The following is a 26,305-nucleotide window of genomic DNA, read 5'->3' on the forward strand; positions in this document are numbered from 1 at the left end:
CCCAGTGGGGCACCAACAGACTTGGGAAGCGCGCGCCTGCCCATGCCCATGCGAAAGAGGTTGTGCGCGGCCGGCGCTGGCAGGTTGCCTCCTGGCCATCGACAAAGCCCGACCGTCGGATAGGTCCCGGACGAATCTCCGGGCCGCCCCCGGACAGATCGGGGATGCTGCCATTCCCTTCAGAGCTGGAACCCCCGGAAGCCGACCGCGCACTTGAGACCATAGGCGCAGGCACTGACAACGGGCCGCCATCGCCGTACTCGCTACTGCCATCCCTGGTCAGCGAAGACACGATCGGAGAGTGTGGGGGCATGCTGTTGCCGCTCGCCCATGGAAAGACCGAGCTCATCGAGGTCGTACGCATCACCGACCCCGTCAGACATCTCGGTTCGGAGGACCTGGCCGGCGACACTGCCGCGATCTGGGAGGGAGACCAAGCCCAGCAAGTCCTGTCCCTGATCGCCGACCTACCTGGAAGTGAGCTGTACCGCTGCTTCCTCCCGGGCTGGGGGATCCGGGCGCACAGCTCCACCGATCAGCTCTTCGAGATCGCCTTCTGCTTCCGCTGTCACGGTGCCCGTATCTGGGGGCCGGGTCTTCCTGTCGAACAACGAGGTCAGACCTTCGACGCAGAGAGCCCTGCCGCAGTGGAACTGCTCCACCTATTCCGTTCCTGTCTGCCGGACTGAGGTCTCAGCAGCGCACCTCATCCCACAGCAGATCGGCCACCCCCGCCATGCTGCCTGGCACCTCGACCCAGCGCACCGCCGTTCCCCTGCCCGAAAGCATAGGGGCCCCGGCATCATCCCAACGCTGCACCAACACAGTTGACAAGTGTGCAGGGCGACAGCTGCATACTCCCTCGCCGGTTGGCCGCAGTCCCCGTATGGTCACGCAGTCGGAACGAGTCACTGAAGCACGGCACGAGCGGGCCGGGATCAGGGGGACTGTGAGCAGGAGACGCTACGTGGCCCGGGGTGTGCCAGGTGGATATCGGATCTGGGACAACCGAGGACGTCGATGGTGGGGTGATCTCTACGAGTTGTGTCCTGACGACCTCGTGACTGAACTCAACGGCCATGCGGACCAAGCCCGGATCACTGCCCTCATGAAGCGCTACAGGGCGCAGAGGCGATAGGTGCCGTCGAAGTGGGGGCGACGCATACCCGCATCACAAGAGGGCCCGGCCGGCGTGGTTGGCAGCATTCCCGCAGGACGAGGAGCGCGAGGGCGACCGGTAGCCGACCGCCTAACGCCGCGCATCCGGTGTCGTCGGGCGGGTGGATGCGCCGACGACGCCGTAGGCGCGGTCGGCGATGGTGAACTCTCCCAGCGGGGTCATTCCGAAGCCGTCCACGTGGACCTTCCACGATGTCCGGTTGGCCAGTTCGATGAAGGCGACCATCACATCGGCTCGCCCCGAGGCTGCCTGGAGTGCCGTGTCGAACAGTCCCCGGGCCACTCCCTGCCCGCGGTAGTCGGTGGCGACCACCACGGGGCCGTAGAGCAGGAAGGGGGTGGAGCGGAGCGGGCGCCCCTGCCATTCCAGCGAGTCCTGCGCGGCCAGCAGTGCCCGGATCGGCGGGGGCGGGCTGGGCAGGTTCTCCGGGGAGGCCAGCCCGAGCAGGCCGGCCAGGCGTCCGCCGTCGTCCGCGACGAGCAGGCTGCCGTCCTCGGCCATCGAGCGCAGCGCGTCGGCATCGAGGCCCCCCTGTACAAAGCCCTGCGTCTCCCGCTCTCGCTCCGTGAGGGCGTCATGGTGATGGGCCGCGAAGAGTTCGGCCATGGCCGGGGCATCGGCCGCAACGGCACGTCGGTAGTCCATGTCATCGATCCTGCCGGGTGCCGCGGCCCTTGCGCAGCCCCGGGCTCGCTCTACGGCGGCTCACGCGCGGGGTGCCGATCGATGAGCGGCCACAACCGGCCGAAAGTACAAACGGCGGGCAGCGGGCAGCAGACGGTGCCGCTCGGGCCCGTTGTCCACAGGGGTGTGGACAACTTCGCGGAGTGTCGCCCGGCGGGCAGGCGGCGGTCGTCACTCGCGGCCGCGGACCACGGCGACCGGGCAGTGCGCGTGCTGGAGCAGGGCCTGGCTGACCGAGCCGAGCAGCAGGCCGCCGAAGCCGCCGCGGCCGCGCGCGCCGGCCACGACCAGCTGCGCGTCGCGGCTCGCCTCGATCAGCGCCGGGCGGATCCGGGACCGCACCAGGCGCTGTTCCACCGCGACCCGGGGGTAGCGCGTGCGCCACGGGGACAGGGTCTCGTCCAGCAGCCGCTGCTCCTCCTCGCGGAGCCGGTCGACGTCGACCACGATCCGCAGCTGGTCGTCCGGCCCCTCGGGCACCCGCTCGCTCCAGGCGTTCCACACGTGCAGGGCCAGCAGGTCCGCGCCGCGCACCGACGCCTCGGCGAAGGCGAACTCGACGGCGCGTTCGCCCGCCGGCGAGCCGTCCACCGCCAGCAACACCGGACCGGCCGGGTCCGGTCTGCCCCGCACCACCAGCACCGGGCAACGGCCGTAGGCGGCCAGATGTACGGCGGTGGAGCCGAGGAGCAGGCCGCCGAACCCGCCCAGCCCGCGGCTGCCCACCACGACGAGCGAGGCGGTACGGGACTCGATCTCCAGCACCACCACCGGTTCGCCGACGGTGACCTCTCGGTGGATGTCGGTGTCCGGCGCGATCCGGTGCGCCCGTAGTTCGGCCTCGACCAGCGTGCCGTCCACCAGCTCGCGCACCCCCGCCTCGGCCCGGTTCCAGGTCGGCCCACCGTGCGGGGGATGGATCGACGACCACCCGAAGGCATGCACCAGCCGCAGCCCGACCCCGCTCAGCGCCGCCTCGTGCGCCGCCGTCTCGACCGCCTCCAGGCTGGACGGTGAACCATCGACCCCCACGACGACCGGTTTCGCCATACCGCGCCTCCTCACCATGTCGGCCCGACCGCATGGCACCAGTCCATCGTCCGGCACCGGGCCGCGCGGCGCAGCGGACCGGGGGCAGTGCCGAACACGGACACGCGCACCTTCCTCGCGGAGCGTGTTTGCCGCCCGCGCGAGCGGCAACGCGAAGTCCATGAGCCAAGCGAAGAGCGGCACGAATCGAGATTCCGCAAACAACGGGAGTACGTCCGCCAAGGCCCGGCAGGCCACGGCCAAGGTGACCGCCCCCGCGTCGCAGGCGGCGGACAAGGCGGCCGAGAAGTCCGGTGACGTGGCGTCGGCGGCTCGTGGCGCGGGCGAGCGCACGGCCGAGGCGGGCAGCGCGGTGGTACGGGGCACGGCCGAGCGGGTCCAGGCCGGCCGCCAGGCCGTCGTCGCCGCCTCGGGGCAGGCCGTGACCCTCGCCCGGACGGCATGGACGGTGATCGCCCAGCGCAAGCTGCTCGCCGCCGGGGTGGGTGCGGGCCTGTCCGCGCTGGGTGCCACGTCGTACCTGGCGGGTCACCGTGCGGGGCGCCGCACGCACGGCCCGATCACCCGTCTGACCGGCGGGCGGATCTGAGAGGCCGGGCGTACGGACGGCGCGCCCGCCCTGTGGGGGCGGGCGCGCCGGAGTCCGTCAGAAGCGGGGGAACTGGCAGCTGACCCAGACGCGCACCTCGGCGTCGGTGGTGCCGGGGTTGCTGAACAGCACCTCGGACGGCCGCTGGTACCAGGGGAAGAGGTTGGTGCCGGTCTCGTGGACGCCCGAGTTCGGGTCGCGGGCGGCTCCGCCGATGGCGGCCATGCCTTCCGGCCAGGGGCACGTCGGCACCTGGACCGCGTAGTTGTCCGCCCCCGCGGGGACGGTGGCGAAGTTCTCGAAGACCTCGTAGTAGGGCAGTGAGCCCGGTCCGGGAGGGCCGGGCTCGCCCTGTGGTCCGGGAGGACCGGGTTCACCCTGCGGGCCCGGGTCGCCCTGCTCGCCCCGCTCGCCCTGAGGGCCGGGGACACCCTGCTCGCCCCGCTCACCTTGAGGACCGGGAAAACCCTGCTCGCCCTGCGGGCCGGCGGGGCCCGGCAGGCCCTGCTCGCCCTGCGGGCCGGCGGGGCCGGGAAGGCCCTGCTCGCCCTGGGGGCCCGTGGGTCCGGCCGGGCCTGCCGGTCCCGCCGGGCCTGCCGGCCCTGCGGGGCCGGGCGGGCCGGGGGGACCGGGCGTGCCACCGCCCCCGGTTCCGCCCCCCGTTCCGCCACCGTGGCCGTAGCCGTTGCCGTAGCCGCCGTTGCCGCTGCCTCCGTGACCCCCGGGCCTGTAGCCGCCGGTTCCGTGGCCGCCGCCGGGCTTGCCGGCCGCGGCGGCCGGTGCGGCCGGTGTGGCGGCGGAGGCGGCCGGTGCGGCGGCGGAGGCGGTCTCGGCCGTCGCGAGGGTGGTGAGGGCGGCGAGCAGGACCGGGGCCGCCACGCTCAGGGCCAGGGCACCGCGCCCGCGCCGGGGGATCCGCCCGGTTTGCCTTGTCATATGTGCTCCTCTCACGGCGCACAGAATGCACTAAAGGCGGATCAAAATGGGCAAGGCTTGGCACAACACCGCATAATATGCGGCGGCCGAGTGAGCGGAGGGGACGGTCGAGCCCCGGTGAAGGTGGTCACCGTCCGAGCGTCACGGAAGGCACCCACCCCTCGCGGCCCATCGGAAGCCATATGAAGTCAGCCCCAAGCTCCCGGAGTTGAGTACCCGTCAGTACCGGCGCTGCGTGGCGGGCCGCTGCTCTATGATGTTGCGATTTCCATGCTCGAGACACAGGGGGAGCCATGTTCGAGTCGGCCGAGGTCGTCGGTGCCGAGCGGAACGCCGGTATGGAGGGGCTCGACGTACTGGTGTCGCTCGACGGCACCCAACCCGCCCCCGGCTCGGGTGACATGGGCATCTTCGGCAACCGGGGCGAGGACACCTCGGTCCGGCGGATCCCCACCACGGTCCTGCGCGAGAACCTCCAGCGCACGGTGGACGCCCTGCAAGAGGTGCTCGCCAACCTCACCGTGCCCGAGAACGGCATGCGGCTCCAGCAGGCACAGGTCTCCTTCGAGATCACCGCGACCGGGGGCATCGCCGTCGTGGGAACCTCGGCGCAGGTCGGCGCCAAGGGCGCGATCACGCTGACCTTCGGCTCCTGACCCTCCGGAGAGCGCGATGAACGGCTCGTACCGTGCCTTGCTGATCGGGGTGCCGGCCTACCGCGACCCCGGCATCACCGATCTGCCCTTCGTCAAGGACGACATGGCGGAACTGGCGGAGGCGCTGGGCCCCGTCGGGTACCAGGTACACGTACACGACGTCGACGAGACCGACCGGGAGAGCATCGACGACGCCGTCGAGGCGTTCTTCCAGAGCGCCGCCGAGGGCCAGACGCTTCTGCTCTACCTCAGCGGTCACGGAATCCACCACGGCGGCAAGGACTACCTCGTCCCCAAGGGAGCGCGGCTGGCGTCCCACGACTTCCGCGGCAAGTGCCTCTCGCTCGACTTCAGCCACTACGTCGAACGCAGCCACGCGGGTGACGTGATCGTGTTCGTCGACGCCTGCCGCGAGGGGGTCGACCAGGGCGCGATGTCGGTCGGCAACACCGTCGGCTGGTCCAACATGCGGGTCAGACGGGTCGGCGAGCGCCACTACTGCCATGTGTACGCCTGCTCGCCGGGGGAGCGCGCCCACTACACCCGTGCGGGCAACAGCACCTTCAGCGTCTTCTCCCGGGCCCTCAGCACCGTGGTGGCGGAGGAGGCGGGCCCGAGCACGCTGCGCGAGCTCAGGGACCGGTTGCAGAGCGCGACGGACACACTGACGGCCGAGCACGGGCTGTTCCGCCAGCAGATCAGGGTGCGCACCGAGACGGAGACCGACGACTTCGTGGTCTTCGTCCGCCCCGACCGCACCGCCCACGGGGCCGCGGGCGAGCACGGCTGGGTGAAGGCGGCCCGCAAGCATCCCGCGTGGCACCAGGTCGGCGACGCCGACGGGGCCGAGGCCATGCACGCGGCCGCCATGGCACTCGTCGCCAGGATCGCCCGGCAGTCGGACCGGGACGAGGCCCTGCTGGCCGAGGACCCCTGGCGGCCGGCCGGCTTCGCCGAGCGGATGGCCGGTGGGGTGGGCTGGCTGCTGACGAAGGTCATCAATCCGGAGAAACTGGCCCTGTCCCCGGCCGAGGCCGTTCTGCTGGTCACCGTGCCCTATCTCTACGTGGCCTGCGCGAACCGCGCCGCGGTGCGGGCGCTGGAGGTCGGACCGACGAACCTCGGCCATGTCACCCATCCGAGCGCGGCCCGCGCGAGCTACGAGCAGTTCCTCCACAACCGGCAGCGGCTGACGCGTCGCGCCGTCCTCGCGGCCCGGCCGCCCGGCGGGGACGACCATGCGGCCGGCATCGCCTGGTGGCTGTTCCGCCGCTGGCTGACCCGCAAGCCCGGCGGATTCGAGGACGAGCTGCTGAACAGCCTGATCGGCCCGGTCGAGAACCTGCTGGAGGACGTCCCGGCCGACGACGACCGCGCGCTGATCGCCGAGCTGTTCGAGCTGGGCACCCTGCCGATGCTGCTGCGCTCGCTGCGCACCTCCTTCGACTCCACCACCATCCGGCCCAGGCGTCAGCTGGCCGGCGGCGCCGAGGTGGAACAGCAGGTCCGGGAGCAGTTGCTGGTCGTCCTGCTGACGGTGGCGCACCATCTGGCGATCGACCCGATCCTGCTGCCGGACGTCGTCGTGGAACACCTGGGCATCAGCTACTCGGTGGACATGGAGGAACTCCACCGGACCCTCAGGTCGGCGCGCTGGCACCAGCACGGCCGCACCCGGGTGCTCAACGCGGACTGCCACCATCCGGCGATCGGCCTGGCCCTGCGCCAGCAGGCCGCCGCCCTGGACGCGCTGCTCGGCGCGGTCGACATCCAGGCCGGCGGCGAACCCCAGCTGGAGCCGCTCCAGGACCTGCCCGCGCACGCCACCGCCGACCAGGTGCGGCCGGCCGTCGACGCCGCGGGAAAGCCCGCGTACGAGTCGACCGATCTGCGCTTCCGGCTCGCCGACGACCGCATCCAGGAACTGCTCATGGGCGAGCAGTTGTACGGCGATCCGGCGCTGGCGGTCCGGGAGCTGTACCAGAACGCCCTGGACGCCTGCCGCTACCGGCAGGCCCGCACCGCGTATCTGCGGCGGCGCCACCCCGAGCTGCCCGACTGGTCGGGGCGCATCACGTTCAGACAGGGTGTCGACGGCAGCGGGCGCGCGTACATCGAGTGCACGGACAACGGCATCGGGATGGGGGAACGCGAGCTGCGGGAGGTCTTCTCGCATGCCGGCATGAGCTTCGCCGACCTCCCCGAGTACCTCGACGAACAGGCCGAGTGGCGCAAGGCGGGCATCGAGATCCACCCCAACAGCCGGTTCGGCATCGGCGTGCTCAGCTACTTCATGATCGCCGACGACATCTCGGTGACCACCTGCCGCATGGACTGCGAGGGTCACCCCGGCCGGCGCCTCCAGGTGGACATCGCCGGACCGGGGTCCCTCTTCCGCATCCGGGACCTGGGACGGGGGCACGAGGCGCAGACGACCGTACGTCTGTACCTCCGCCCCTCCGCCACGGCGCCGTCGTGCACCGATCTGCTGCGGCGGCTGCTGTGGATCTCCGAGTACTCGGTGGTCGCCGAGGACGCGGAGACCCGGTACGAGTGGGAGCCGGACGTGCTGTCGCCGGTGGCGCCGCTGGGCGGCGACGATCCGCACGACGGCGACGCGTCGCGCTCCCGGGACGCCGTGGTGGACGCCGCGAGCCGTCCGGACGTGTGGTGGACGAACACACATGGCGGTGTCCTCGCGGACGGGGTGTGGATCGGTGTTCCGCTGTTCGGAGCCGTGGTCAACCTCACCGGGAAGCAGACGCCGAAGCTGACCGTCGACCGCAGACGCGCGCTGAGCGACGACACGGCGTATGTCATGCGACGCCTGACGGAGGAGATCCCGGCGCTGCTGCGGCCGGGGGGCACGGTCTTCGGTCACGACTGGTTGTCGGAGCTGGTCGGCCACCATCCCGCGCTTGCGGACGCGATCGCACAGGCCGCGGTGGCGTGCCGGTACGCCCCGTGGGAGATAGGCGGGCAGGAGCTGGACATCACCGCGGTGGGGTGCTTCCCGCCGGACCCGAAGATCATGTCCGGCGCCATCTGGACGGAACGCGCCGTCGCGAATGTGCCGCGTTCCGTCGTCGAGTGGCGGGTCGGGGCCTGGGCCGCGGCGGGGGCGTTTCCCGGGGTGACGCCCACGGCCCCGGAGCCGGTGGTGCGCGCGAGGCCCACGGACACCGGTCTGCTGAGGCTCTCGGACGCCTCGGACGGCGGGGCACGCTTCGCAAGTGTGCGCTACTCGGCGGAGTGGCTCGATTCCGGAACACCCGTGCCCCTCGGGCATGTGCTGGAGTTCGCGCGCGTCGTGGGATGCCGTCCGCGCGAGGCGGCGGACAGGCTCGTGGAACTTGGCCTCCGGCTGCCCTCCGGTGTCGTGCTGCCCGACGAAGTCCTGACATCCGATCTGCTCATCCTCAGCCGCGATGTCGATGGGGAGCCGCCGTGGCTGGGGGCCGACCCGGTTCCCCTCGGGCATGTGGTGGCGGTGGCCGAGCGGACCAAGCGCCGCCCCGCCCAGGTCGCGGCCAGGCTCACGGAACTCGGGCTGCGGCTCGCCGACGGAGGCGTGCTGCCCGAGACCGCCGAAGCCGGTGACTCCCAGCTCCTCGACGACGCGCATACCCCGGGAAAGCCGCCGTGGCTGGGTCCGGGCGACCAGGTGCCCCTGGGACGCGTGCTGTCCGTGGCACAGACATGGGGGCGCCGGCCCGCGGACGTGGTGGCCAGGCTCGCGGAACTCGGGCTGCGCCTTCAGGACGGGGTCGTGCCGCCCGAGTCCGTGGAGCCGGAAGACCTGGTCGTCCTGCGTCGCGGCGGCCACCCGAACGCCCCCAGGTGGTGGGACGGCAGCACGTCGGTACCCCTGGCGCACGTGCTCCTGGCCGCCCACACCCACGCCCTGGGGTGGACCACGCGGGAGGTGGCGGCCAGGCTGGTGCGGCTCGGCCTGCGTCTGCACGAGGGTGCCGTGGTGCCCGAGATCGTGGACCCCGGAGATCTCGACCTGCTCGACATCGACGGTTCCACCCGGGCGAGGGAATGGGTGAACCTCGCCGAGCCGGTTCCACCGGGGCATGTGCTGGCGGTGTCCGAGCGGACGAGGCGTCCTCCGGCGGAGGTCCTGGCCAGGCTCGGAGAACTCGGGCTGCGCCTTCCGGAGGGCATCACGCTGCCCGACGACATCGAGTCCGACGATCTCTTGATCCTCAGCGTCAGGTTCGACCGGGACCCGCCGTGGCTCGACGGCACCGGGCCGGTGGCGCTGGGGCACGTGCTGGCGGCGGCCGAGCGGGTCAAGCGACGCCCCCGGGAAGTGGTGGCCCGGCTCGCCCGGTTCGGTCTGCAACTCGCCGCGGGCACGGTGGTGCCCGAGGCCGTCGGAGTGGACGATTCGGCCATCCTCAGTCGCGACGTCGACCGGGTGGCGCCCTGGCTGGACGACGCCGAACCGGTGCCGCTGAGCCATGTGCTCGAAGCGGCCGACCAGTTGCGTCGTCGCCCCGCGCAGGTGACGTCCCGGTTCGAGGCACTCGGCCTGCGGGTGGCGGACGGCACGGACCCGCTCGCCCAGATCGAGTACGAGGACCTGCGGATCCTCAGGGACAACGAAGAGGGGTACCGGTGGCTGGACGACGAGACGTCGGTCGACCTGTACCGCGTCTTCCAGACCGCCGTCCTCAACGAACGCCCCCTGCCCGAGGTCGCCCACCGCTTCCGCGAACTCGGGCTCCCCTTGGCCGGGGACGCGGTCTACGACCGCGACCAGTGACCCTCAGTACCGCTCCGCCTTCGCCACCACCGCCGTCAGCCGTGGCTCCGGGGGCTGGTGGCTGATGGCGTAGGGGTGGACCGTCTGGCCGGCGCGGACGTTCTCCGCGCCGACGTAGCGGGTCTCCACGACCTTGCCCTGCGCGTCGCGGAAGTCGATCTGGACGGCGAAGTTCGCGGTGTGGTCCGAGGAGTTGTGGATGTTGACGTGGGCGGCCTGGAGGTCGCCGACCTGGGAGCGGGGGATGCCGCTGAGGGAGACGTCGGAGGCGGCGTTGCCCCGGCCCTGTACCTTCGCGAGCCGCTGGTGTGCCTTCTGGTTCGCCTGTTCGGTGCGGGCGGCGACCGAGGCCTCGAACTCGTCGGCCCGTGCCGACGCGGAGGCGGCCGCGGCCGAGGCCGACGCGCGGGCCGAGGCGATGGCGGAGGAGGCGGCCGAGGACAGCGGGGAGGGCGGGGTGCCCGTGAAGGACTCGGTGGCGGGGGCCGTGGGGCGGGGGGTGAAGGTCGCGCCGCCGCCCTGGTTGTTGCCGCCGCCACAGGCCGCCAGCGTCAGGGTGCCCGCGGTGGCCAGTACCGCCGCGGCAGCGCTCGCGCCCCGGTACCGCAGCCGTCGTCCGCCCCTCGGCACGCCGCTACCCATGGCATCCGTTCCCTTCCGCCAACCCGTCGATGTCCGGTTGATCCGTGATCGCCTCACTATCGGCAGGTTCATGCTGCCCCACGTGGTCCGCTCCCGCGACCGGGGCGGGGAGGGCGGGGGACCGGACGGGGACGGCGCCGCCCCTGTGTATTTGCACCGCCGTCGGCCCCGCGTTGGAATCGAATGTGAGGCTTTTCGGGAGCGGTGCCGTGTCCGGGAGCCGGCCCGCTCCGGGGTCCGAGGCCGGACGGAAGGGGCTGCGCGGAAACTCCCTGGGGATGTTCTCCTCGGTCGCCATGGCGCTGGCGTCGGCCGGACCGGCGTACAGCCTCGCGGCCACGCTGGGGATCATCGTGGCGAGGGTCGGGCCGCAGGCGCCGGTCGTGACCATGCTGGCGTTCGTGCCGATGCTGCTGATCGCGTACGCCTTCCGGGAGCTGAACGCCGGCAACGCGGACTGCGGCACCACCTTCACCTGGGCGACCAGGGCCTTCGGGCCGCGCACCGGGTGGATGGGCGGGTGGGGGCTGATCGTCGCCAACATCATCGTCATGGCGAACCTGGCCACGGTCGCCGGTGCCTACGGATACCGGCTGGTGGGCCTGCGGGAACTCGGCGCGAGCCGGCTGTGGGTCACCGTCGCCGGGATCGTGTGGATCGGTGTGCTCACCGGGATCTGCTACGTCGGCATCCACGTCTCCGCCGTCGTACAGCGCTGGCTGCTGTGCCTGGAGGTCGCCGTGCTGCTGCTGTTCGCCGTCGCCGCACTGGTGCGGGTGTACGGTGATCCGCCGCCGACCGCGATCCATGTCTCCGCCTCCTGGTTCAACCCCTTCGAGGTGTCCTCCGCCCGCGCCCTGACCTCGGGGCTGCTCGCGGGCGTCTTCATCTACTGGGGCTGGGACACCGCCGTGTCGGTCAACGAGGAGACCGTGGACAGCACCCGCGTCCCCGGGCGCGCCGCGGTCCTGTCCCCCATGCTGCTGCTGGTCCTGTACGGGCTGGTCGCCACCTCGGCGCAGGCGTTCGCGGGCGTCGGTTCCACCGGCATCGGGCTCGGCAACGCGGACCGTTCGGACGATGTGCTCTCGGGGCTCGGCGAGGCCGTCTTCGGCAGTCACGACGCGGGGCTGCTGCTGGCCCGGCTGCTGATTTTGATGGTGCTGACCTCGGCGCTGGCCTCCGCACAGACCACCATCCTGCCGATGGCCAGGACCGTTTTCTCGATGGCGGTGCACAAGGCGGTGCCGGCCCGGTTCGCGCGGGTGCACCGCCGGTTCCTCACCCCCACCTGGGCCACGCTCGGCATGGGCGCCGCCTCCGTCGCGCTGCTGGTGCTGCTGACGTCGTTCAGTCACCACGTGCTCGCCGACACGGTCGACTCGGTGGGCCTCGCGATCGCGTTCCAGTACGGGCTGACCGGGTTCGCCTGCCTCTGGCACCACCGCAAGGTCCTCACCCGCAGCCCCCGGGACCTGATCTGCAAGGGCCTGATGCCGGGGCTCGGCGGGCTGATCATGGCCGCGCTGTTCCTGTACGCCGCCTTCGGCGTGTACGCCCGGCCGGGATACGGCGCCGGCACCGTCGACCTGCCGCTGATCGGGCCGACCGGCGGGGTGACCGTCCTCGGGCTCGGCGCGCTGCTGGTCGGCTTCCTGCTGCTGCCGGTGGTCACCCGGGGCCACAGCGCAGCCCTCAAGCTCCAGCGCAGCCTGCTGCCGGGCAGGCTGCTGCCGCAGACGGGCTGCGACACGGCGAGCCGCTATCTGCCCGCCGACAACGGCTCGGGGGTGGGCGGCGACTGGTACGACGTGATCCCGCTGTCCGGCGCCCGGGTGGGGCTGGTCGTCGGGGACGTGCTCGGGCACGGGCTGCCCGCCGCCGCCACCATGGGCCGGCTGCGCACCGGCCTGCGGGTCCTCGCCCGGCTCGACCTGTCCCCGGACGAGGTCCTCACCCGGCTGGACGACCTCGCCGAGCAGAGCGCACGCGAACGCGCCCCCGCGCCGGGGCACGTCCCGGGCCGCACCCCGCCGCCCGCCGACGAGTCCATGGTGACCTGCCTGTACGCGGTGTACGACCCCGTCTCCGGCTGGTGCAGCATGGCGCGGGCGGGCGGTCCGCCGCCGGTGGCCGTGGACGGGGACACGGGGGTGGCCCGGGGCCTCGACGTGCCGCCGGGGCCGCCGCTCGGCGTCGGCGGCCTGCCGTACCGGACCACCGAGCTGCGGCTCGCCCCGGGCACCCTGCTGGCCCTGTACACCGGCGGCCTGCTCCAGGCGGCCGACCGGCAGGACGCGGGGGTACGGCGGCTCGCCGACGTCCTCGCCGACCGGCGGGTGCCGCTGGACCAGTTGTGCGAGCGGGCGGTGGGCGCCCTGCTGCCGGGGGCGGTGGACGAGGACGCGACGCTGCTCCTGGCCCGTACCCGGCTGCTCGACCGCACCCGGCTCGCCCAGTGGGAGCCGGCCGCCGATCCCGCCGCGGTGGCCGCGCTGCGCGGCAGTGTGAGCAAGCAGCTGGACGACTGGGGCCTGGCCGAGCTGGCGTTCACCACCGAGCTCATCGTCAGCGAACTCGTCACCAACGCCATCCGTTACGTCGGCGGCCCCATCCAGGTGCGCCTGATCCGCGACCGCACCCTGACCTGCGAGGTCTCCGACACCGGGCACACCACCCCGAACCTGCGGCACGCGGCGAGCGACGACGAGGGGGGCCGGGGGCTGTACATCATCGCCCAGATGACCCACCGCTGGGGCACCCGCTACACGCCCACCGGCAAGGTCATCTGGGCCGAGCAGTCGCTGCCGCCGCCCGCATAGGCGCGTCCAGGCGGGTACGGCGGCCCGCCGCGGCCAGCGCCAGTGTCACGCACACCGAGCCCGCCGCCATCACCGCCATCCCGGTGGCGGGCGAGGTCAGCTGCGCCACCGCGCCGGCCAGGGCCGCGCTCACGCCCTGCATGGTCAGCATCCCGGAGGAGTGCAGCCCGAGTGCCTGCCCGGCGAGTTCGCCCGGGGTCAGCTCCATCAGCAGCTCCTGCTGCACGAGGCTCGCGCCGAAGCCGACGGAGGCGATGGTCACGCACACCGCCGCGACCGGCGGCGAGGGGTGCGCGCCGAACGCCAGGTACGGCACCGCGAGGACGAGCAGCAGCGGCGTGGCGAGCCCGCGCCGCACCCGGGGCGGCAGCAGCCGGCCCACCGTCACGTCCCCGGCGAACATCCCGAACGCCCCGCAGGCGAACAGGGTCCCGGCGGCGTGCGGGGCGTACGACACGTACAGGGACTCGCAGCCGACCACCAGGCCGTTGGGAATCCACAGGCCCAGATAGGTGAGGCGGCGCGAACGGGACGACCACAGCTCGGTGTTGGCGCGCCAGGTGGCCGCGGCGGACGGGCGGCCCGCGGTGCGGGGCGGGCGGGCGGAGAGGCCGAGGCGCTGGACGGCCGCCGCCGCCAGGTACAGGGCCGCCGACAGGAGGAGGCACACGCGGGGCGAAAGCGCGGCCAGCAGCGCGCCGCCGGTGGCGAACCCGGCGATCTGCGTCAGGCCGCCCATCATGTTGAACAGCGAACGCCCGGGCAGATAGCCGTCCTTGGTGAGGATCTCGTTGAGCAGTCCCCAGCGGACCCCGCCGCCCAGCGAGGCCACCAGGCCCAGCACCAGCAGCAGCGCGAAGACCGCGCCGACCGGCAGTCCCGGCAGCGCCTGGAGCGCCGTGCCGGCCGCGAAGACGAGCGCGATCGCCGACAGGGCCGTACGCGGCGGCAGCCGGTCGGCGCCGGACAACAGGACGGTGGCGCCGAGGACTTGGGCGAGCGAGGGGCCGAACATGCTCACCGCCGACAGCAGCGGGGAGCCGGTGGCCCGGTAGACGAGGGTGCCGAGGGCGAGCCCGCCGACGGTCTGGGCGGCAGTCTGCGCGGCCGTACCGAGGAAGAGCGGGGTGAACTCCGGGGTGCGGAACAGGGATCTGTAGCTGGGCATACCGGGAGTCTCGGGCGGGCGGGCGCGGGCCGGTTAGTGTTTCGCGGCAGCGCGAAAGGCCGACGACAGGCACCGGGGGGGACCGTGGGCTGGTGGCAACTCAACGCGGACACGCTCGCGCGCAGCAGGTTCGTCATCTCGCCGCTCGCGGAGACGTTCGCGCGGCTGAAGCTGCTGCACGCGGGCGACGCGGCTCATCCCGGGGAGCGGGAGTGGCTGCGCGAGCACCTGCCCGGCTACCGCGCCCTGCTGGCGGCCGAGCCGGTGACGGGCCGGCTGGTGCGGGCGGGGCTGGGCCGGGAGTGGATCGCGGACTTCCTGACGCCGACGCCGCGCGCGGGCGAGGAGTTCGCGCGCGAGGTGGCCCGGGTGCGTTCGGTCGCGCCGGAGCTGGCCCGGGCGCATCTGCGGACCGCCCTCGCCGGGCCGCTGCCCGCCGCGCTGGACCGCGACGACCTGCCCGAGCGGGCGGCCGCCCTGCTGGAGTGGGTGTGGGAGGAGACCGTACGGCCGTGCTGGGCGCGGCAGCGGCGGGTGCTGGAGGCGGACGTGCTGGCGCGGACGGCGCAGGCCGGCCGGGCCGGCTGGGCGAGCGTGCTGGACTCGCTGCGGCCGGGCCGCACCCGGTGGCTCGGGCAGAACCGGTTCCAGATCAATCCGCACGAATACCCGCCCCGCGAGATATCCGGCGCCGAGATGGTCTTCGTCCCGGTGACCCCGCAGCGGCACGGCTGGGTGTCCTGGGACGACGGCGAGCGGTACGCGGTGATCTACCCCTGCGCCGGGGTGCTCGCCGGCACCGGCGACCGGGCCGTCCCGGCGGGCCTCGGCGCGCTCCTCGGGCCGGCCCGCGCGGGCGTCCTGGTGCTCCTCGACTCCCCGCTGACCACCACCCAGCTGACGGCGTTGACCGGGCAGGGGCTGGGCTCGGTGGGCCGCCATCTGAAGGTGCTGCGCGAGGCGGGGCTGGTGACGCGGCGGCGGGCCGGGCGGGCGGTGCTGTACGGCCGTACGGCGGCGGGGGACGTGCTGGTGGACGCCGCCGCTTCGGGCGCGGGGCGCATACCATCACGCCCATGACGACTGCTGACCACACCGTGCTCGATGTCGAGATCGGCGCCCTCACCGGCGGCGCCGCGAACCTGCCGCAGTACGCGGGCAAGGCCGTGCTGATCGTGAACGTGGCCTCCAAGTGCGGCCTGACCCCGCAGTACACCGGCCTGGAGAAGCTCCAGGAGCGGTACGCCGAACGCGGCTTCACCGTGCTCGGCGTGCCGTGCAACCAGTTCCTCGGGCAGGAGCCCGGCACGGCCGAGGAGATCGCCGAGTTCTGTTCGGCGACGTACGGCGTGACCTTCCCGCTCACCGAGAAGGTGGAGGTGAACGGCGAGGGCCGGCACCCGCTGTACCAGCGCCTCGTCGGCTTCGCGGACGCCGAGGGCCACAGCGGCGACATCCGCTGGAACTTCGAGAAGTTCCTGATCGGCCGGGACGGCGAGGTCGTCGCCCGGTTCTCGCCGCAGACCGAGCCGGAGTCGGCGGAGGTCGTCGCCGCGATCGAGGCGCAGCTCGGCTGACCGCCCCTTGACCTTGCCCCTGGGGCAGGGCGGAGCGTCCCTGTCGCCGGGCGGGAAGGAACCCGCCCGGCGACGGAGGATGACACGGTGCACGAGGAACCGCTCACCATCGGTGCGTTCGCCGCGCGGGCCCGGCTGTCCGCGAAGGCCCTGCGGCTGTACGACCGGCTCGGTCTGCTCGCCCCGGCGTACGTCGACGAGGCGAGCGGCTACCGCTACTACCGCGCCGACCAGGTCGAACGCGCGCGGCTGGTAGCCCTGTTGCGGCAGCTGGACATGCCGCTGGCCCGGATCGCCGAGGTGGTCGGGGCCGAGGGCGCCGAGGCGGCCGGGCTGCTGGCCGCCTACTGGGCGGACGTGGAGTCCCGGGTGGCCGGGCAGCGGACCCTCGTCGAGTACCTCCGTGGACGACTGTCGGGGAGGAGCTCCGAGATGTACGGGAAGTTCGTGATCGAGACGGTGGACGTGCCGGCGCAGGTGGTGATCACCGAGACGCGGCACACGCTGGCGGACGAGCTGCCGGCCTGGATCGGCGCCTCGCTGGGCCGGCTGGAGGCGGCCGCCCGGGAGTGCGGGGGTGTCGCCGGGGCGCCGTTCGTCGTCTACCACGCCGAGGTGTCGATGGAGAGCGACGGGCCCGCCGAGACCTGTGTGCCGGTGGCCGACGAGGCGGCGGCGCGGGCCTGGGTGGAGCGGCGGGGCCGGGCCCGGGAGACCCGGGTGCGGGTGGAGCCGGCGGCCCGGCTGGCGTACACCCGGATCACCAAGGCGCAGGTGGCGCATCCGCAGATCCTCGCCGCGTTCGAGGCGGTCGAGGAGTGGCTGGCCCGGGAGGGCCTGGAGACGGCCGGCTCCTGCCGCGAGGTCTACTTCGCGGACTGGGCGGCGGCGGGACCCGAGGACCCGGTGTGTGACGTGGCGTTCCCGGTGCGGGCCCGCTGAGCCGGAGCACGAGCGAGCCCTCTCGGCAAGGACGGCGACTGGTCGAGAGGGCTCTTGGGTGGTGCATGTGCGGTTGTCGTGCTCGGCAGCGAGGGTCAGGGGCGAGCCCCTTACGCCTTCACCGAGGCCACGAAGGCGTTCCACGCGTCGGCGGGGAAGGCCAGGACCGGGCCCTCGGTGACCTTGGAGTCGCGGACGGCGAGCTCGGCCGTGGCGGGCGACTTGACCTCCACGCAGGCGCCGTTGCCCGCGGAGTAGGAGGACTTCATCCACGTCTCGGAAGCGCCCTGAATCAATGCCATGTCCACTCCTGTGTGCGAGTTGCGTAGTGCGGTTCGCGCCAACCGCGATGACCGATTGGCGTGATCGACGCTACCGGGCAACTCCCGGGACGGGAGGGGCCGTTCACTCGACCGGATGGCATATTCCAGTGCTTCCTTCCACACAGGCGCACTCACCGTGTAGGATCACGCGCCCTCCGTGGCGGGGGCTACTGCGCGTACTCCTTCGCCATCCTGTCGATGAGCTGCCGGGACGCCTCCACGTTGAGGGACTGCGCCCGCAGGTGCTCGTACATCACCGCGTACTTCTGCACGTCCTGCGCCTTCTCCAGATAGAGGTCGCTGGTGACGCCCTCCAGGTAGACCCCGCTGGAGTCGGCCGTGTCGGTGAACTCCAAGATCGCGTACTGGCCGTTGAGTCCCGGGTGGGCGCCCACCTCGAACGGCAGCACCTGCACGGTGACATGGGGCAGGTCCGCCAGTTCCAGCAGCCGCTCCAGCTGTTCGCGCATCACCAGCCTGCTGCCGACGACCCGGTGCAGCGCCGCCTCGTCCAGCACCACCCACAGGCGCAGCGGGTTGGCGGGGTCCTTGATCCGGTCCTGGCGGCGCATGCGCACCCGGACGCGCTTCTCGATCTCCGCGCTCGACGTCTCCGGCAGCGCGCCGCGCACCAGCGCCTCGGCGTAGGCCGGGGTCTGCAACAGGCCGGTCACGATCTGGGGTTCGTAGACCCGCAGCGACTCGGCGTCGGTCTCCAGGCCGATGTAGACGCTGTACGGGATGTCCCCGAAGGTGTGCCACCAGCCCTGCTGCCGGGAGTCCCGGGCCATCTCCATCAGCGAGTCGACGATCCGCTGGTCCTCGACCTCGTAGACCCCGCACAGATCGCGCACGTCGCGCTGGCTGATGCTGCGGCGGCCGTTCTCCAGGCGGCTGATCTTCGACTGCGACACGAGCAGGCGCTCGGCGACCTCCTCGGCCGTCATGCCCTTCTGCTCGCGCAGTCTGCGCAGCTCCTGGCCCAGCCGGCGCCGCCTGACGGTGGGATTGACATTGGACGCCACAGGACGTGCACCTCCGGCTGCTGCCTGTACTGACACTTTCCGTATCTGCTGCTGAGCAGATTGCCACCAACGCGCTTGCCATCGCTGGGAAATGCTGGATATGCGGCACGTGTACGCGTCGGTTCGGGCGTCAGTTCGCGAGGTGCGCCGGGGACGGGATCGCGGCCGGGCGGGGGACGGGACCACAGGGGTCCCGCCACCCCGCCCGGCCGGGCGGCTCCCGAACCGGGTTCGTGGGCGCGGGCGTTACGGCCTCAGTGCGCCACGGCGCGCGCCATGGAACCGTGGCGCGGCTGCATCGGCACCCCGTGCGCGGGTTCGGGCGCGGAGCGGGCACCGGGCGCGGCCGGCCGGCCCGGTGCGACCGGGCCGCGGCGCGGCGGCGCGGCCGCGCCGTTCTGCACGTCCATCACGGCGTGCGCGACGAGCCCGCCCATCGGGTCGTGCCGGATCAGGTCCCGCAGCCGGGAGCGGGACGATCGGCCCTCGTTCCCCGGGTACAGGTGCTTGCCCAGCCCGACGGCGTGCGCCAGGGCGGCGAGCGCCGCGGTCCGCGGGTCCGGCGGTACGCCGGTGCGGATCGCGGAGTCCAGCCGGGCACGGATCTCCCGGCTGATGGCGGTGTCGGTCGCCTGGTACCGCGTCGTCGGCAGCACCCCGCACATCTGGCCGGGCACGGCGGCGACCATGCCGCACCGCTCCAGGTGCGAGAGGTACGTCTGGCGCAGCCCCAGCCGGGGCCCGCCGATCCAGTGGACGGCGCGTACCGGAGCGCCGCGCCTTCGCAGCAACTCCAACGCGCAGTCCAGAGTTGGATCTCCTGTCGGCCGTGGCACCACCACGGCGATACGATCCCCGTCTGGGGCTATCCGTCCGGCCAGCGCCAGCTCCACTAGCTGTGCACCGGCCAGACCGAGGTCGAGCGACTGCGGCTGCGCAGTGGTACCCGTGGCCGGGTCCAGTGCCAGCAGCAGAAGCTCCTCCGGAAGTGTTCTGCGGCTCCTGCCCATCCATGCCTCCCCGCGTGGATGAATGACAGGGTGACCCCTCTCACATTGGTCTGTCGAGGGTGCGTGACCGGTTCGTGAGGGAACCGGTAGGTATGTCGTTCTCGTCTACCACAGGGGCCAAGCCCTCACACAGGACACTGGTACATGGTTCGGACAGGGCGCGCGCGTAGGCGTGCGGCGCATGGAGGAGGCATCGGTGGCGGGCGAGTCCCCCGACAGGTCGAAGCAGCGTCAGTCGTCGGCAGGAGCGACGTCGGGGAGCGCGGGTTCGGTTCCCGAGGCGCGTGATCCGCGCCTCGCGGTCGCCCGGGAAGCCGGAGAAGCCCGAGAAAAGGATTCCTCGAACGGCAGCGCGGACACCGCGACGAAGATCCTCTCGGTCCGCGCCGCCGAGCCGCTCGAAGAGGACACCGCGCTGAACCGCGCGGTCTCCTCGTGGGTCCGGGACGCGGACGGGGCCGGGGAGGACGCGGGCGCGGGCGCGCAGGGCGCGGACGAGGCGGAAGCGTCCGGGAAGGACGCGGACGAGGCTGCCGCCAAGGACGCGGACGAGGCCGCGGAGGACGGGAAGGGGTCCGGGAAGGACACCGACGGGCCCCAGGAAGCCGAGGGTGCGGCGCAGGCGGGCGCCGGGGCCGAGGACGACGACGCGGAGGCGGACGCCGGCCAGAAGGGCGCGACGGCTCCGAGTGCCGGGGCCGCGAAGGACGCTGACGCCGCGTCGGAGGAGGACGCGGGCGACGAGTCCGGCGCGGAGGCCGAGGCCGGGGCCGAGGCGGAGTCCAAGGACGCGACGGACTCGAAGGACGCGAAGGACCCGAAGGACGCGAAGGACGCGAAGGACGCGAAGCCCGTCGGTGGCCAGGAGGCCGAGCACGGCGACGGGAAGGCGGCAGAGGCGGACGCGGCGGGCACTGCCGAGGACGACGACGCGGACGTGAAGGCGAGCACCGACGCCGACGCCGACGCCGACGCGAAGAACGACGCCGCGAAGGCCGGCGCGGACGCGGACACCGCCGCCGACACCAAGAGCGGCGCCAAGAGCGGCGCCCAGGACGACGACGCGGACGCGGGCGCCGAGGCGAGCCCCGCCGAGGCCGAGGACGACGCCGACTCCGACGGTGACGGCGACGACGACGGCGGCAAGGAGCCGCAGAAGCCGGCCGCGGGCGGTGCGGGCGCGAAGCAGGCCGAGGCCGCCGCCAAGGCCGCGCCCGCCCCCGCCGCGGGCGTCGACCAGCCGACCACCGCCTTCAAGGCCGTCAAGCCGAAGCCGGGCCAGGTCGACCAGCCCACCACCATGCTCAAGGTCGGCGGCAAGGACCGGCCCGCCGAGACCGACGCCGAGCGCACCAGCAAGTTCGTCGCGCTGAGGGACGACGTCAAGGCGAAGGCGAAGCCCGCCGACGAGAAGACCACCGCCGTCCCCCAGGTCGGCCCCGAGCGCACCACCCAGCAGCCGCTGCCCCCGAAGCCGCCGCTGGACCTCCTCGCCGAGCTGACCAACACGCCGCCGCCTCCGGAGACCCCGGTCCGCACCCTCCTGCGGAGGGTCAAGATCTGGACCCCGCTGGTGCTGCTGCTGGTGATCATCTTCGCGGTCGTACAGACCCTGCGCCCGCTCCCGTCCCCGACCCTCGCGCTCACCGGGAAGGACAGCTACACCTTCGACGGCGGCCGGGTGAACCTGCCGTGGCCGAACGAGGGCCAGGGCTGGATGGACGTGGACGGCCTCGGCACCATGGGCGACTTCGGCAAGCAGACGCCCGTCGCCATCGGCTCGGTCGCCAAGACCATGACCGCGTACATCATCCTGCGCGACCACCCGCTCAAGCCGGGCCAGGAGGGCCCGAAGATCAAGGTGGACCCGACGGCGGAGAAGGAGGGCGGCTACAACAAGAGCGGCGAGTCCACCCTCAACACCGTCAAGGCCGGTGACTCCCTCACCGAGAAGCAGGCCCTGTCGGCCGTCATGATCCCCTCCGCCAACAACATCGCCCGGCTGCTGGCCCGCTGGGACGCGGGCTCGGAGGCGGCGTTCGTGAAGAAGATGAACGCCACCGCCAAGGAGCTGGGGATGACCGGTACGACGTACACCGACCCCTCGGGCCTGAAGGAGACCACCGTCTCCACCGCCCACGACCAGGTGCGGCTCGGCCGCGCGGTGGTCAAGCAGCCGGCCCTGGTCGCCATCACCAGCGCCGCCAGCTGGACCGACCCGACCGGTCACAACTGGCCGAACTACAACTCGCTGCCCTACTGGGTCGGCGCGATCGGCATCAAGACCGGCACCACCACCGCGGCCGGCGGCAACCTGCTGTTCGCCGCCCGCAAGAAGGTCGGCGGGCAGACGGTCACCGTCGTCGGCGCGATCCTCGGCCAGCACAAGCCCTCGATCCTGGACACGGTCAACGAGGTCAGCAAGACGGCGCTGCTGGGCGCCGAGCACGCGCTGACCTCGGCGCAGATCCTGAAGAAGGGCGACGTGGTCGGCTACGTGGACGACCGGCTCGGCGGCCACACCCCGATCGTGGTCACCCGGGACGTCACCGCGGTCGGCTGGTCCGGCCTGAAGGTCAACCTGTCCTTCAGCTCCGGCACCGTCCCGCACACGGCGAAGGCCGGCACCGAGGTCGGCACGCTCACCGTGGGCGACGGCACGACGGCCGGGGTGAAGGTCCCGGTGGCCCTCGCCCGGGACCTGACCGAGCCGGGCTTCGGCGCGAAGCTCACCCGTCTGAGCTGAGCACGCCACCGCACCACCCCACAACCCGCCCACGCACCCCGTCACGGCGCCCCACCCGGGAGCCCCGTGGCGGGGTGCGTGCTAGCGTCACGAATCGGGGCAGGTCGCCGGTTCCCGGGACAGGGCCGCGAACTGGACGAGAAGCGGCCGGGGACACCGAAGGAAACGGCCGAGAACAGAAGACGGGACACGGGGAGTGCCTTCAGGTGGCCACTGCGGAGCCGACACGCGCCGACGACGCCGAACCGGGCCCGGGATCCGGCCCACGAATACGCCTGTCCACGCCTGACGCGGACACCGGCGCGCACAGACGTGACCGGGCGCGGGACCGCACCGGAGCGGACGCCCGTGCCGGAGCGGACGGCGGCACGGGCCCCGGCACGGGCAAGGACGGCGGTACGGGCGCGGACGGCGGCGCCGGAGCGCCCTCGAACGGCGCCACCCGGCCGGGGAGCGCCCTCGCGCGCCTCCTCGCACCCCTGGACCCCCTGCGCGCCCGTATGCTGCGCCACCCGGTCCTGTGGGTCACCGCGCTCGCGGGCGTCCTGCACATCGTCTGGTTCTTCACGTTCGCGAACAGCGGCGGCGATCTCGCGGCGCAGGACGCCTGGGCGGAGTTCGTCGGCCGGCACCCGGACTCGGCGTACAACCTCGCCTGGTACGGGGGCATGCACCCGGTGTCGTACAGCGTGGTCTCGCCGTACCTGATGGCCGTCCTCGGCGTCCGTACGACGATGATGATCTCCGGGACGGTGTCGGCGGGCCTGCTGACGCTGATCCTGATCCGCAGCCGGGCGGTGCGGAACCCGCTGTGGGCCTCGCTCGCCGGGGTCTTCGCGCTGCTGTGCAACGCGATGTCGGGCCGGGTGACGTTCGGGCTCGGCACGATGTTCGCGCTCGGCGCGGTGGCGGCCGTGTTCTGCTGGCCGTACCGGTGGCGGCACAAACGCTGGGCGAAGGCCGCGGTGGCCGCCCCGCTGGCCGGCCTGTCCACCATGGCCTCGCCGGTCTCCGGCCTGTTCGTCGGCCTGGTCGCGGTCGCGCTGTTCCTCCAGAAGCGGCGGCCTGGCGCGTGGGCGCTGGGGCTCGCTCCCGCGGCGGTGGTGGCCGCGTCGTACTTCCTCTTCCCCTTCTCCGGCACCCAGCCGATGACCATCGGCTCGGTGAGCCTGCCGCTGCTGTACGGCCTGCTGTGCCTGTTCCTGGTGCCGCGGAAGTGGATCACCGTCCGGCTGACGGCGGCCGTCTACAGCGTCTCGGTCGTGGCGGTGTGGGTGGTCAGCTCGCAGATCGGCTCGAACATCTCGCGGCTGCCGATGCTGTTCGCGGGTGCGACGCTGATCGCGGCGCTGCCGTTCACGGTGCCGAGGTCGCGCAAGTGGTACGCGACCGTGGTGGCCTTCCTCGGCTTCGTCGGCTGGATCGGCTACAAGTCGGTGGACGACATGATCCACACGACCCCGGCCGCGTCCTGGGCCCACGAGCTGGCCCCGCTGGTCAACCAACTCCAGAAGGTCGGCGCCGAGCGGGGCCGCGTCGAGGTGGTCCCGGCGCGCTCGCACCGCGAGGCCTCCGCGCTCGCGCCGTACGTCAACCTGGCGCGCGGCTGGAACCGGCAGGCCGACATGGAGCGCAACCCGCTCTTCTACGACGACACCCTCAACTCGGCGAACTACCACGAGTGGCTCCAGCGGTGGGCCGTGCACTTCGTGGTGCTGCCCCGGGACAACCCGGACGGCGACGGCGGCGAGCGCGAGCGGGAGCTGCTGCGGCGCGGGATGCCGTATCTGACGCAGATCTGGGGCGACGCCAACTGGCAGCTGTTCCGGGTGACCGACCCGACGCCGCTGGCCGAGCCGAACGCGGTGGTGGACCGGGCCGAGCAGGGCGAGATGACGCTGGAGGTGCGCGAGGCCGGGCGGATCCTGATCCGGATCCCCTACTCGCCCTGGCTCAGCGTGGTCGACGCCCACGGCAAGAGCCTGAAGGCCCCGCAGGCGGTCCCCTCGGCGCCGGGCGCGGAGAAGAAGTACCGCAACGTCAACGGCTGTCTGATGGAGACCCCCGAGGACGCCAACGGCGACAAGTGGACCATGCTGATCGCCCCGCACCCGGGCACGTACCACCTGGCGGCCCCGTACCAGCTGCCACGCGGCACGCCGTGCCCCGATGCCCTGAAGTGACGCGGGCCGCCGGGGCTATCGCGGGTACCGCGCGAGCCACCCCGGCGACGACCCGGCGGGCCCGTGCAGGGCGGGTCCCTGGGTCATCTCCATGGCGAAGTCGTCGGCGAGTTCGAGGAGCGTGGGGCGGCCCTCCAGCTCGGCGAGCCAGGCCGGGGGGAGGGCGGTCTCGCCGTGCAGGGCGCCGAGGAGGCCGCCGGTGAGGGCGCCGGCCGCGGCGGAGGGGCCGCTCTGGTTGACCGCGAGGCACAGGCCGTGCCGTACGTCCTCGCCGACCAGGGCGCAGTAGACGGCGGCCGCGAGCAGCCCGTCCGCGGTGCCCTCGCCCGTCAGCTCCTCCACCCGCGCCGGGTTCGGCATCCCCTGCCGCACCGTGCCGAGCGCGTGCTGGAGGGCGTCGGAGACCGGCTGGTGGCCGGGGCGGACGGCGAGCAGGGCGAGGGCCTGCTGGACGGCGCCGTCCAGGCTCTCGCCGCGGGCGAGGCCGTGCACGATCACGGCGTACGCGCCCGCGGACAGACAGGCGACGGGGTGGCCGTGGGTCTGCGCCGCGCACTCCACGGCGAGCTGGACGACGAGTTGGGGCTCCCAGCCGACCAGCAGCCCGAAGGGCGCCGAGCGGGCCACGGCCTCCGGCCCCTGCGCACCGGGGTTCTTGGGCCGCTCCAGCGTGCCCATCCGGTCGTCGCCGAAGCCGATGAGCAGCGGCCGGGTCGGCCCGCGGCGGGCGTACAGCCACTCCTCGCGCGCCAGCCAGCCGTCCTCCTCGCGACGCTCGTCGGGGCCCCAGTCCCGCTGGGTGGCGGCCCAGCGCAGATACGCGCGGTGCAGATCGGTCGGCGGGTGCCAGGCGCCGGTGTCGCGGCGCACCTGGGCCCGGATCAGGCCGTCCACGGTGAACAGGGTCAGCTGGGTGTGGTGGGTGACCGTACCGCGCCGGCCGTGCCCCACGGTGAGGTCGAGCAGGCCCTCAGGGCCGTGCGCGGCGCGGATCTCCTCCAGCGTGAGCGTGTCGACGGGACCGCCCAGCGCGTCGCCCACCGCGGCGCCCAGCAGGGTGCCGCGCACCCGGCTGCGGAAGTCCTGCTGCTCGGCGCGGCCCCAGACGGCACCGGTCGTCGTCGCCACCCAGACCCTCCTCCGGCACCGCCCGCCCGTACGACGGTGGCACTCTAATCGACCGGGTACGGCCCGCTCAGCGACTCAAAGCGACCCTCACGGGTCATTCACGCCCGTCGATGACCGCTTCCACCCCGTCCAGAATCCGATCGAGCCCGAATTCGAGCGGATCGATGCCGTCCGGCTGGAACGCACCCTCGGCGATCACCTTGGTGAGGGCCGGGAACCGGTCGGCGTGGCGGGCGAGGAGGCCGACGGAGAGGCGGTCCCACTCGGCGTCCTGCTCCGCCTCGTAGTCGCCGCGCTGCTGCGCGACATTGCGGACGAGCCCGATCAGCAGCAGGAAGGTGTGGTGCCGCCGGATGCCGTCAAGCCCGGTCGGCTCCAGTACGGCGAGTGCCGCGTCCAGCCAGCCCAGCTGGCCGGGGCCGAGGAGCCGGCGGCGCATCGCGGTGGCGGCGAGCAGCCAGGGATGGGCGTCGTAGACGCGCGCGCACTGGCGGGTCCACTCCCGGACGCCGGCCCGCCAGTCCCCCTCCCGGACCCCCGACAGATCGGGCCCCTCCCCCAGCACCGACTCCACCATCAGCTCGACCAGTTCGGTCTTGCCGGGGACGTACCGGTACAGGGCCATGGCGGAGACGCCGAACCCGGCGGCGACCCTGTTCATGGAGACGGCGTCCAGCCCCTCGCGATCGGCCAGTTCGGCCGCGGCGGCGGCGATGCGCCGCGGGTTCAGCTTCGGCTTCGGCCCGCGGGTGGGCTGCTCCTGCTCGCCCCACAGCAGCGCGAGCGTCACCCGGGGGTCGCGCTCCCCGTCCGGCTGCTCCTTGCTCCGTACGACCACGAAACCCTCCGCATCCCTTGCCCGCCAAGGCG

At 72.9% G+C, this 26,305-nt stretch carries 21 protein-coding genes; 11 read left to right on the top strand and 10 right to left on the bottom strand.

The window, feature by feature from the left end; genetic code table 11:
* The first annotated feature begins 311 nt into the window (after positions 1-311).
* A complete protein-coding gene (locus BLW85_RS17740) occupies positions 312-689 on the top strand; it encodes a hypothetical protein (protein ID WP_074992564.1) in 378 nt (125 codons plus the stop codon).
* Between the two features lie 260 nt (positions 690-949).
* Positions 950-1,138: a hypothetical protein gene (locus tag BLW85_RS40155; protein WP_074996111.1), complete on the top strand. Its 189-nt coding sequence runs from the start codon at positions 950-952 to the stop codon at positions 1,136-1,138.
* Positions 1,139-1,249: 111 nt separating this feature from the next.
* Here the strand turns inward: BLW85_RS40155 and BLW85_RS17750 are convergent, their stop codons facing one another.
* Both BLW85_RS17750 and BLW85_RS17755 read right to left on the bottom strand, forming a co-directional pair.
* A complete protein-coding gene (locus BLW85_RS17750) occupies positions 1,250-1,825 on the bottom strand; it encodes a GNAT family N-acetyltransferase (protein WP_074992565.1) in 576 nt (191 codons plus the stop codon).
* A 210-nt stretch (positions 1,826-2,035) separates the two neighbouring features.
* Complete coding sequence (locus BLW85_RS17755) at positions 2,036-2,914, bottom strand: universal stress protein (RefSeq protein ID WP_074992566.1); 879 nt, start codon at positions 2,912-2,914, stop codon at positions 2,036-2,038.
* 160 nt (positions 2,915-3,074) lie between these two features.
* On the opposite strand from BLW85_RS17755, the gene BLW85_RS17760 reads away from it, so the two are divergent.
* Positions 3,075-3,503, top strand: a complete 429-nt coding sequence (locus tag BLW85_RS17760) for a hypothetical protein (RefSeq protein ID WP_070023807.1) — start codon at positions 3,075-3,077, stop codon at positions 3,501-3,503.
* 57 nt (positions 3,504-3,560) lie between these two features.
* On the opposite strand, the gene BLW85_RS17765 is transcribed toward BLW85_RS17760, so the two are convergent.
* Positions 3,561-4,439 carry a collagen-like protein gene (locus BLW85_RS17765; RefSeq protein WP_208624855.1) on the bottom strand — a complete coding sequence of 293 codons (879 nt, stop codon included), beginning with the start codon at positions 4,437-4,439 and terminating at the stop codon, positions 3,561-3,563.
* 293 nt (positions 4,440-4,732) lie between these two features.
* On the opposite strand from BLW85_RS17765, the gene BLW85_RS17770 reads away from it, so the two are divergent.
* The gene (locus BLW85_RS17770; protein ID WP_070023809.1) at positions 4,733-5,095 is read left to right on the top strand and encodes a Pepco domain-containing protein; all 363 of its coding nucleotides are present in this window, start codon (positions 4,733-4,735) and stop codon (positions 5,093-5,095) included.
* 16 nt (positions 5,096-5,111) lie between these two features.
* Entirely contained in the window at positions 5,112-9,869 is a 4,758-nt protein-coding gene (locus BLW85_RS17775) for a wHTH domain-containing protein (RefSeq protein WP_074992568.1), read from the top strand.
* A gap of 3 nt (positions 9,870-9,872) precedes the next feature.
* On the opposite strand, the gene BLW85_RS39800 is transcribed toward BLW85_RS17775, so the two are convergent.
* The gene (locus tag BLW85_RS39800) at positions 9,873-10,511 is read right to left on the bottom strand and encodes a putative periplasmic lipoprotein (protein ID WP_074992569.1); all 639 of its coding nucleotides are present in this window, start codon (positions 10,509-10,511) and stop codon (positions 9,873-9,875) included.
* Between the two features lie 278 nt (positions 10,512-10,789).
* Between BLW85_RS39800 and BLW85_RS40160 the strand changes: the two genes are divergently transcribed.
* Complete coding sequence (locus BLW85_RS40160; protein ID WP_079172359.1) at positions 10,790-13,333, top strand: amino acid permease; 2,544 nt, start codon at positions 10,790-10,792, stop codon at positions 13,331-13,333.
* On the opposite strand, the gene BLW85_RS17790 is transcribed toward BLW85_RS40160, so the two are convergent.
* Entirely contained in the window at positions 13,296-14,501 is a 1,206-nt protein-coding gene (locus tag BLW85_RS17790) for an MFS transporter (RefSeq protein ID WP_074992571.1), read from the bottom strand. The genes BLW85_RS40160 and BLW85_RS17790 overlap by 38 nt on opposite strands.
* 84 nt (positions 14,502-14,585) lie before the next feature.
* Here BLW85_RS17790 and BLW85_RS17795 point away from each other — a divergent pair, with 84 nt between their 5' ends.
* The 3 genes from BLW85_RS17795 (at position 14,586) to BLW85_RS17805 (ending at position 17,020) form a co-directional block, all read left to right on the top strand.
* Positions 14,586-15,581, top strand: coding sequence for a winged helix-turn-helix domain-containing protein (locus BLW85_RS17795; protein WP_074992572.1), 996 nt, complete (start codon positions 14,586-14,588; stop codon positions 15,579-15,581).
* Positions 15,578-16,078: a glutathione peroxidase gene (locus tag BLW85_RS17800; RefSeq protein WP_070023818.1), complete on the top strand. Its 501-nt coding sequence runs from the start codon at positions 15,578-15,580 to the stop codon at positions 16,076-16,078. Before BLW85_RS17795 ends, BLW85_RS17800 begins: the two co-directional genes overlap by 4 nt.
* A gap of 87 nt (positions 16,079-16,165) precedes the next feature.
* Positions 16,166-17,020 carry a MerR family transcriptional regulator gene (locus BLW85_RS17805; protein WP_074992573.1) on the top strand — a complete coding sequence of 285 codons (855 nt, stop codon included), beginning with the start codon at positions 16,166-16,168 and terminating at the stop codon, positions 17,018-17,020.
* A 110-nt stretch (positions 17,021-17,130) separates the two neighbouring features.
* On the opposite strand, the gene BLW85_RS17810 is transcribed toward BLW85_RS17805, so the two are convergent.
* The 3 genes from BLW85_RS17810 to BLW85_RS17820 form a co-directional block, all read right to left on the bottom strand.
* Positions 17,131-17,322 carry a DUF397 domain-containing protein gene (locus BLW85_RS17810; protein ID WP_070023822.1) on the bottom strand — a complete coding sequence of 64 codons (192 nt, stop codon included), beginning with the start codon at positions 17,320-17,322 and terminating at the stop codon, positions 17,131-17,133.
* A 188-nt stretch (positions 17,323-17,510) separates the two neighbouring features.
* Positions 17,511-18,368: a helix-turn-helix domain-containing protein gene (locus tag BLW85_RS17815; RefSeq protein ID WP_074992574.1), complete on the bottom strand. Its 858-nt coding sequence runs from the start codon at positions 18,366-18,368 to the stop codon at positions 17,511-17,513.
* A 254-nt stretch (positions 18,369-18,622) separates the two neighbouring features.
* A complete protein-coding gene (locus tag BLW85_RS17820) occupies positions 18,623-19,378 on the bottom strand; it encodes a GOLPH3/VPS74 family protein (protein ID WP_070023826.1) in 756 nt (251 codons plus the stop codon).
* Between the two features lie 181 nt (positions 19,379-19,559).
* Here BLW85_RS17820 and BLW85_RS17825 point away from each other — a divergent pair, with 181 nt between their 5' ends.
* Together BLW85_RS17825 and BLW85_RS17830 are read left to right on the top strand one after the other, a co-directional pair.
* Positions 19,560-22,124, top strand: a complete 2,565-nt coding sequence (locus tag BLW85_RS17825; protein ID WP_074992575.1) for a D-alanyl-D-alanine carboxypeptidase family protein — start codon at positions 19,560-19,562, stop codon at positions 22,122-22,124.
* 206 nt (positions 22,125-22,330) lie between these two features.
* A complete protein-coding gene (locus BLW85_RS17830; protein WP_208624856.1) occupies positions 22,331-24,307 on the top strand; it encodes an MFS transporter in 1,977 nt (658 codons plus the stop codon).
* A 15-nt stretch (positions 24,308-24,322) separates the two neighbouring features.
* Here BLW85_RS17830 and BLW85_RS17835 read toward each other — a convergent pair whose 3' ends face one another.
* Both BLW85_RS17835 and BLW85_RS17840 read right to left on the bottom strand, forming a co-directional pair.
* Complete coding sequence (locus tag BLW85_RS17835) at positions 24,323-25,435, bottom strand: ADP-ribosylglycohydrolase family protein (protein ID WP_070023830.1); 1,113 nt, start codon at positions 25,433-25,435, stop codon at positions 24,323-24,325.
* A gap of 94 nt (positions 25,436-25,529) precedes the next feature.
* Positions 25,530-26,273, bottom strand: a complete 744-nt coding sequence (locus tag BLW85_RS17840) for a TetR/AcrR family transcriptional regulator (protein WP_074992576.1) — start codon at positions 26,271-26,273, stop codon at positions 25,530-25,532.
* Positions 26,274-26,305: the final 32 nt, after the last annotated feature.

This window comes from Streptomyces misionensis (assembly GCF_900104815.1).
GTDB classification, from domain to species: Bacteria; Actinomycetota; Actinomycetes; order Streptomycetales; family Streptomycetaceae; genus Streptomyces; species Streptomyces misionensis.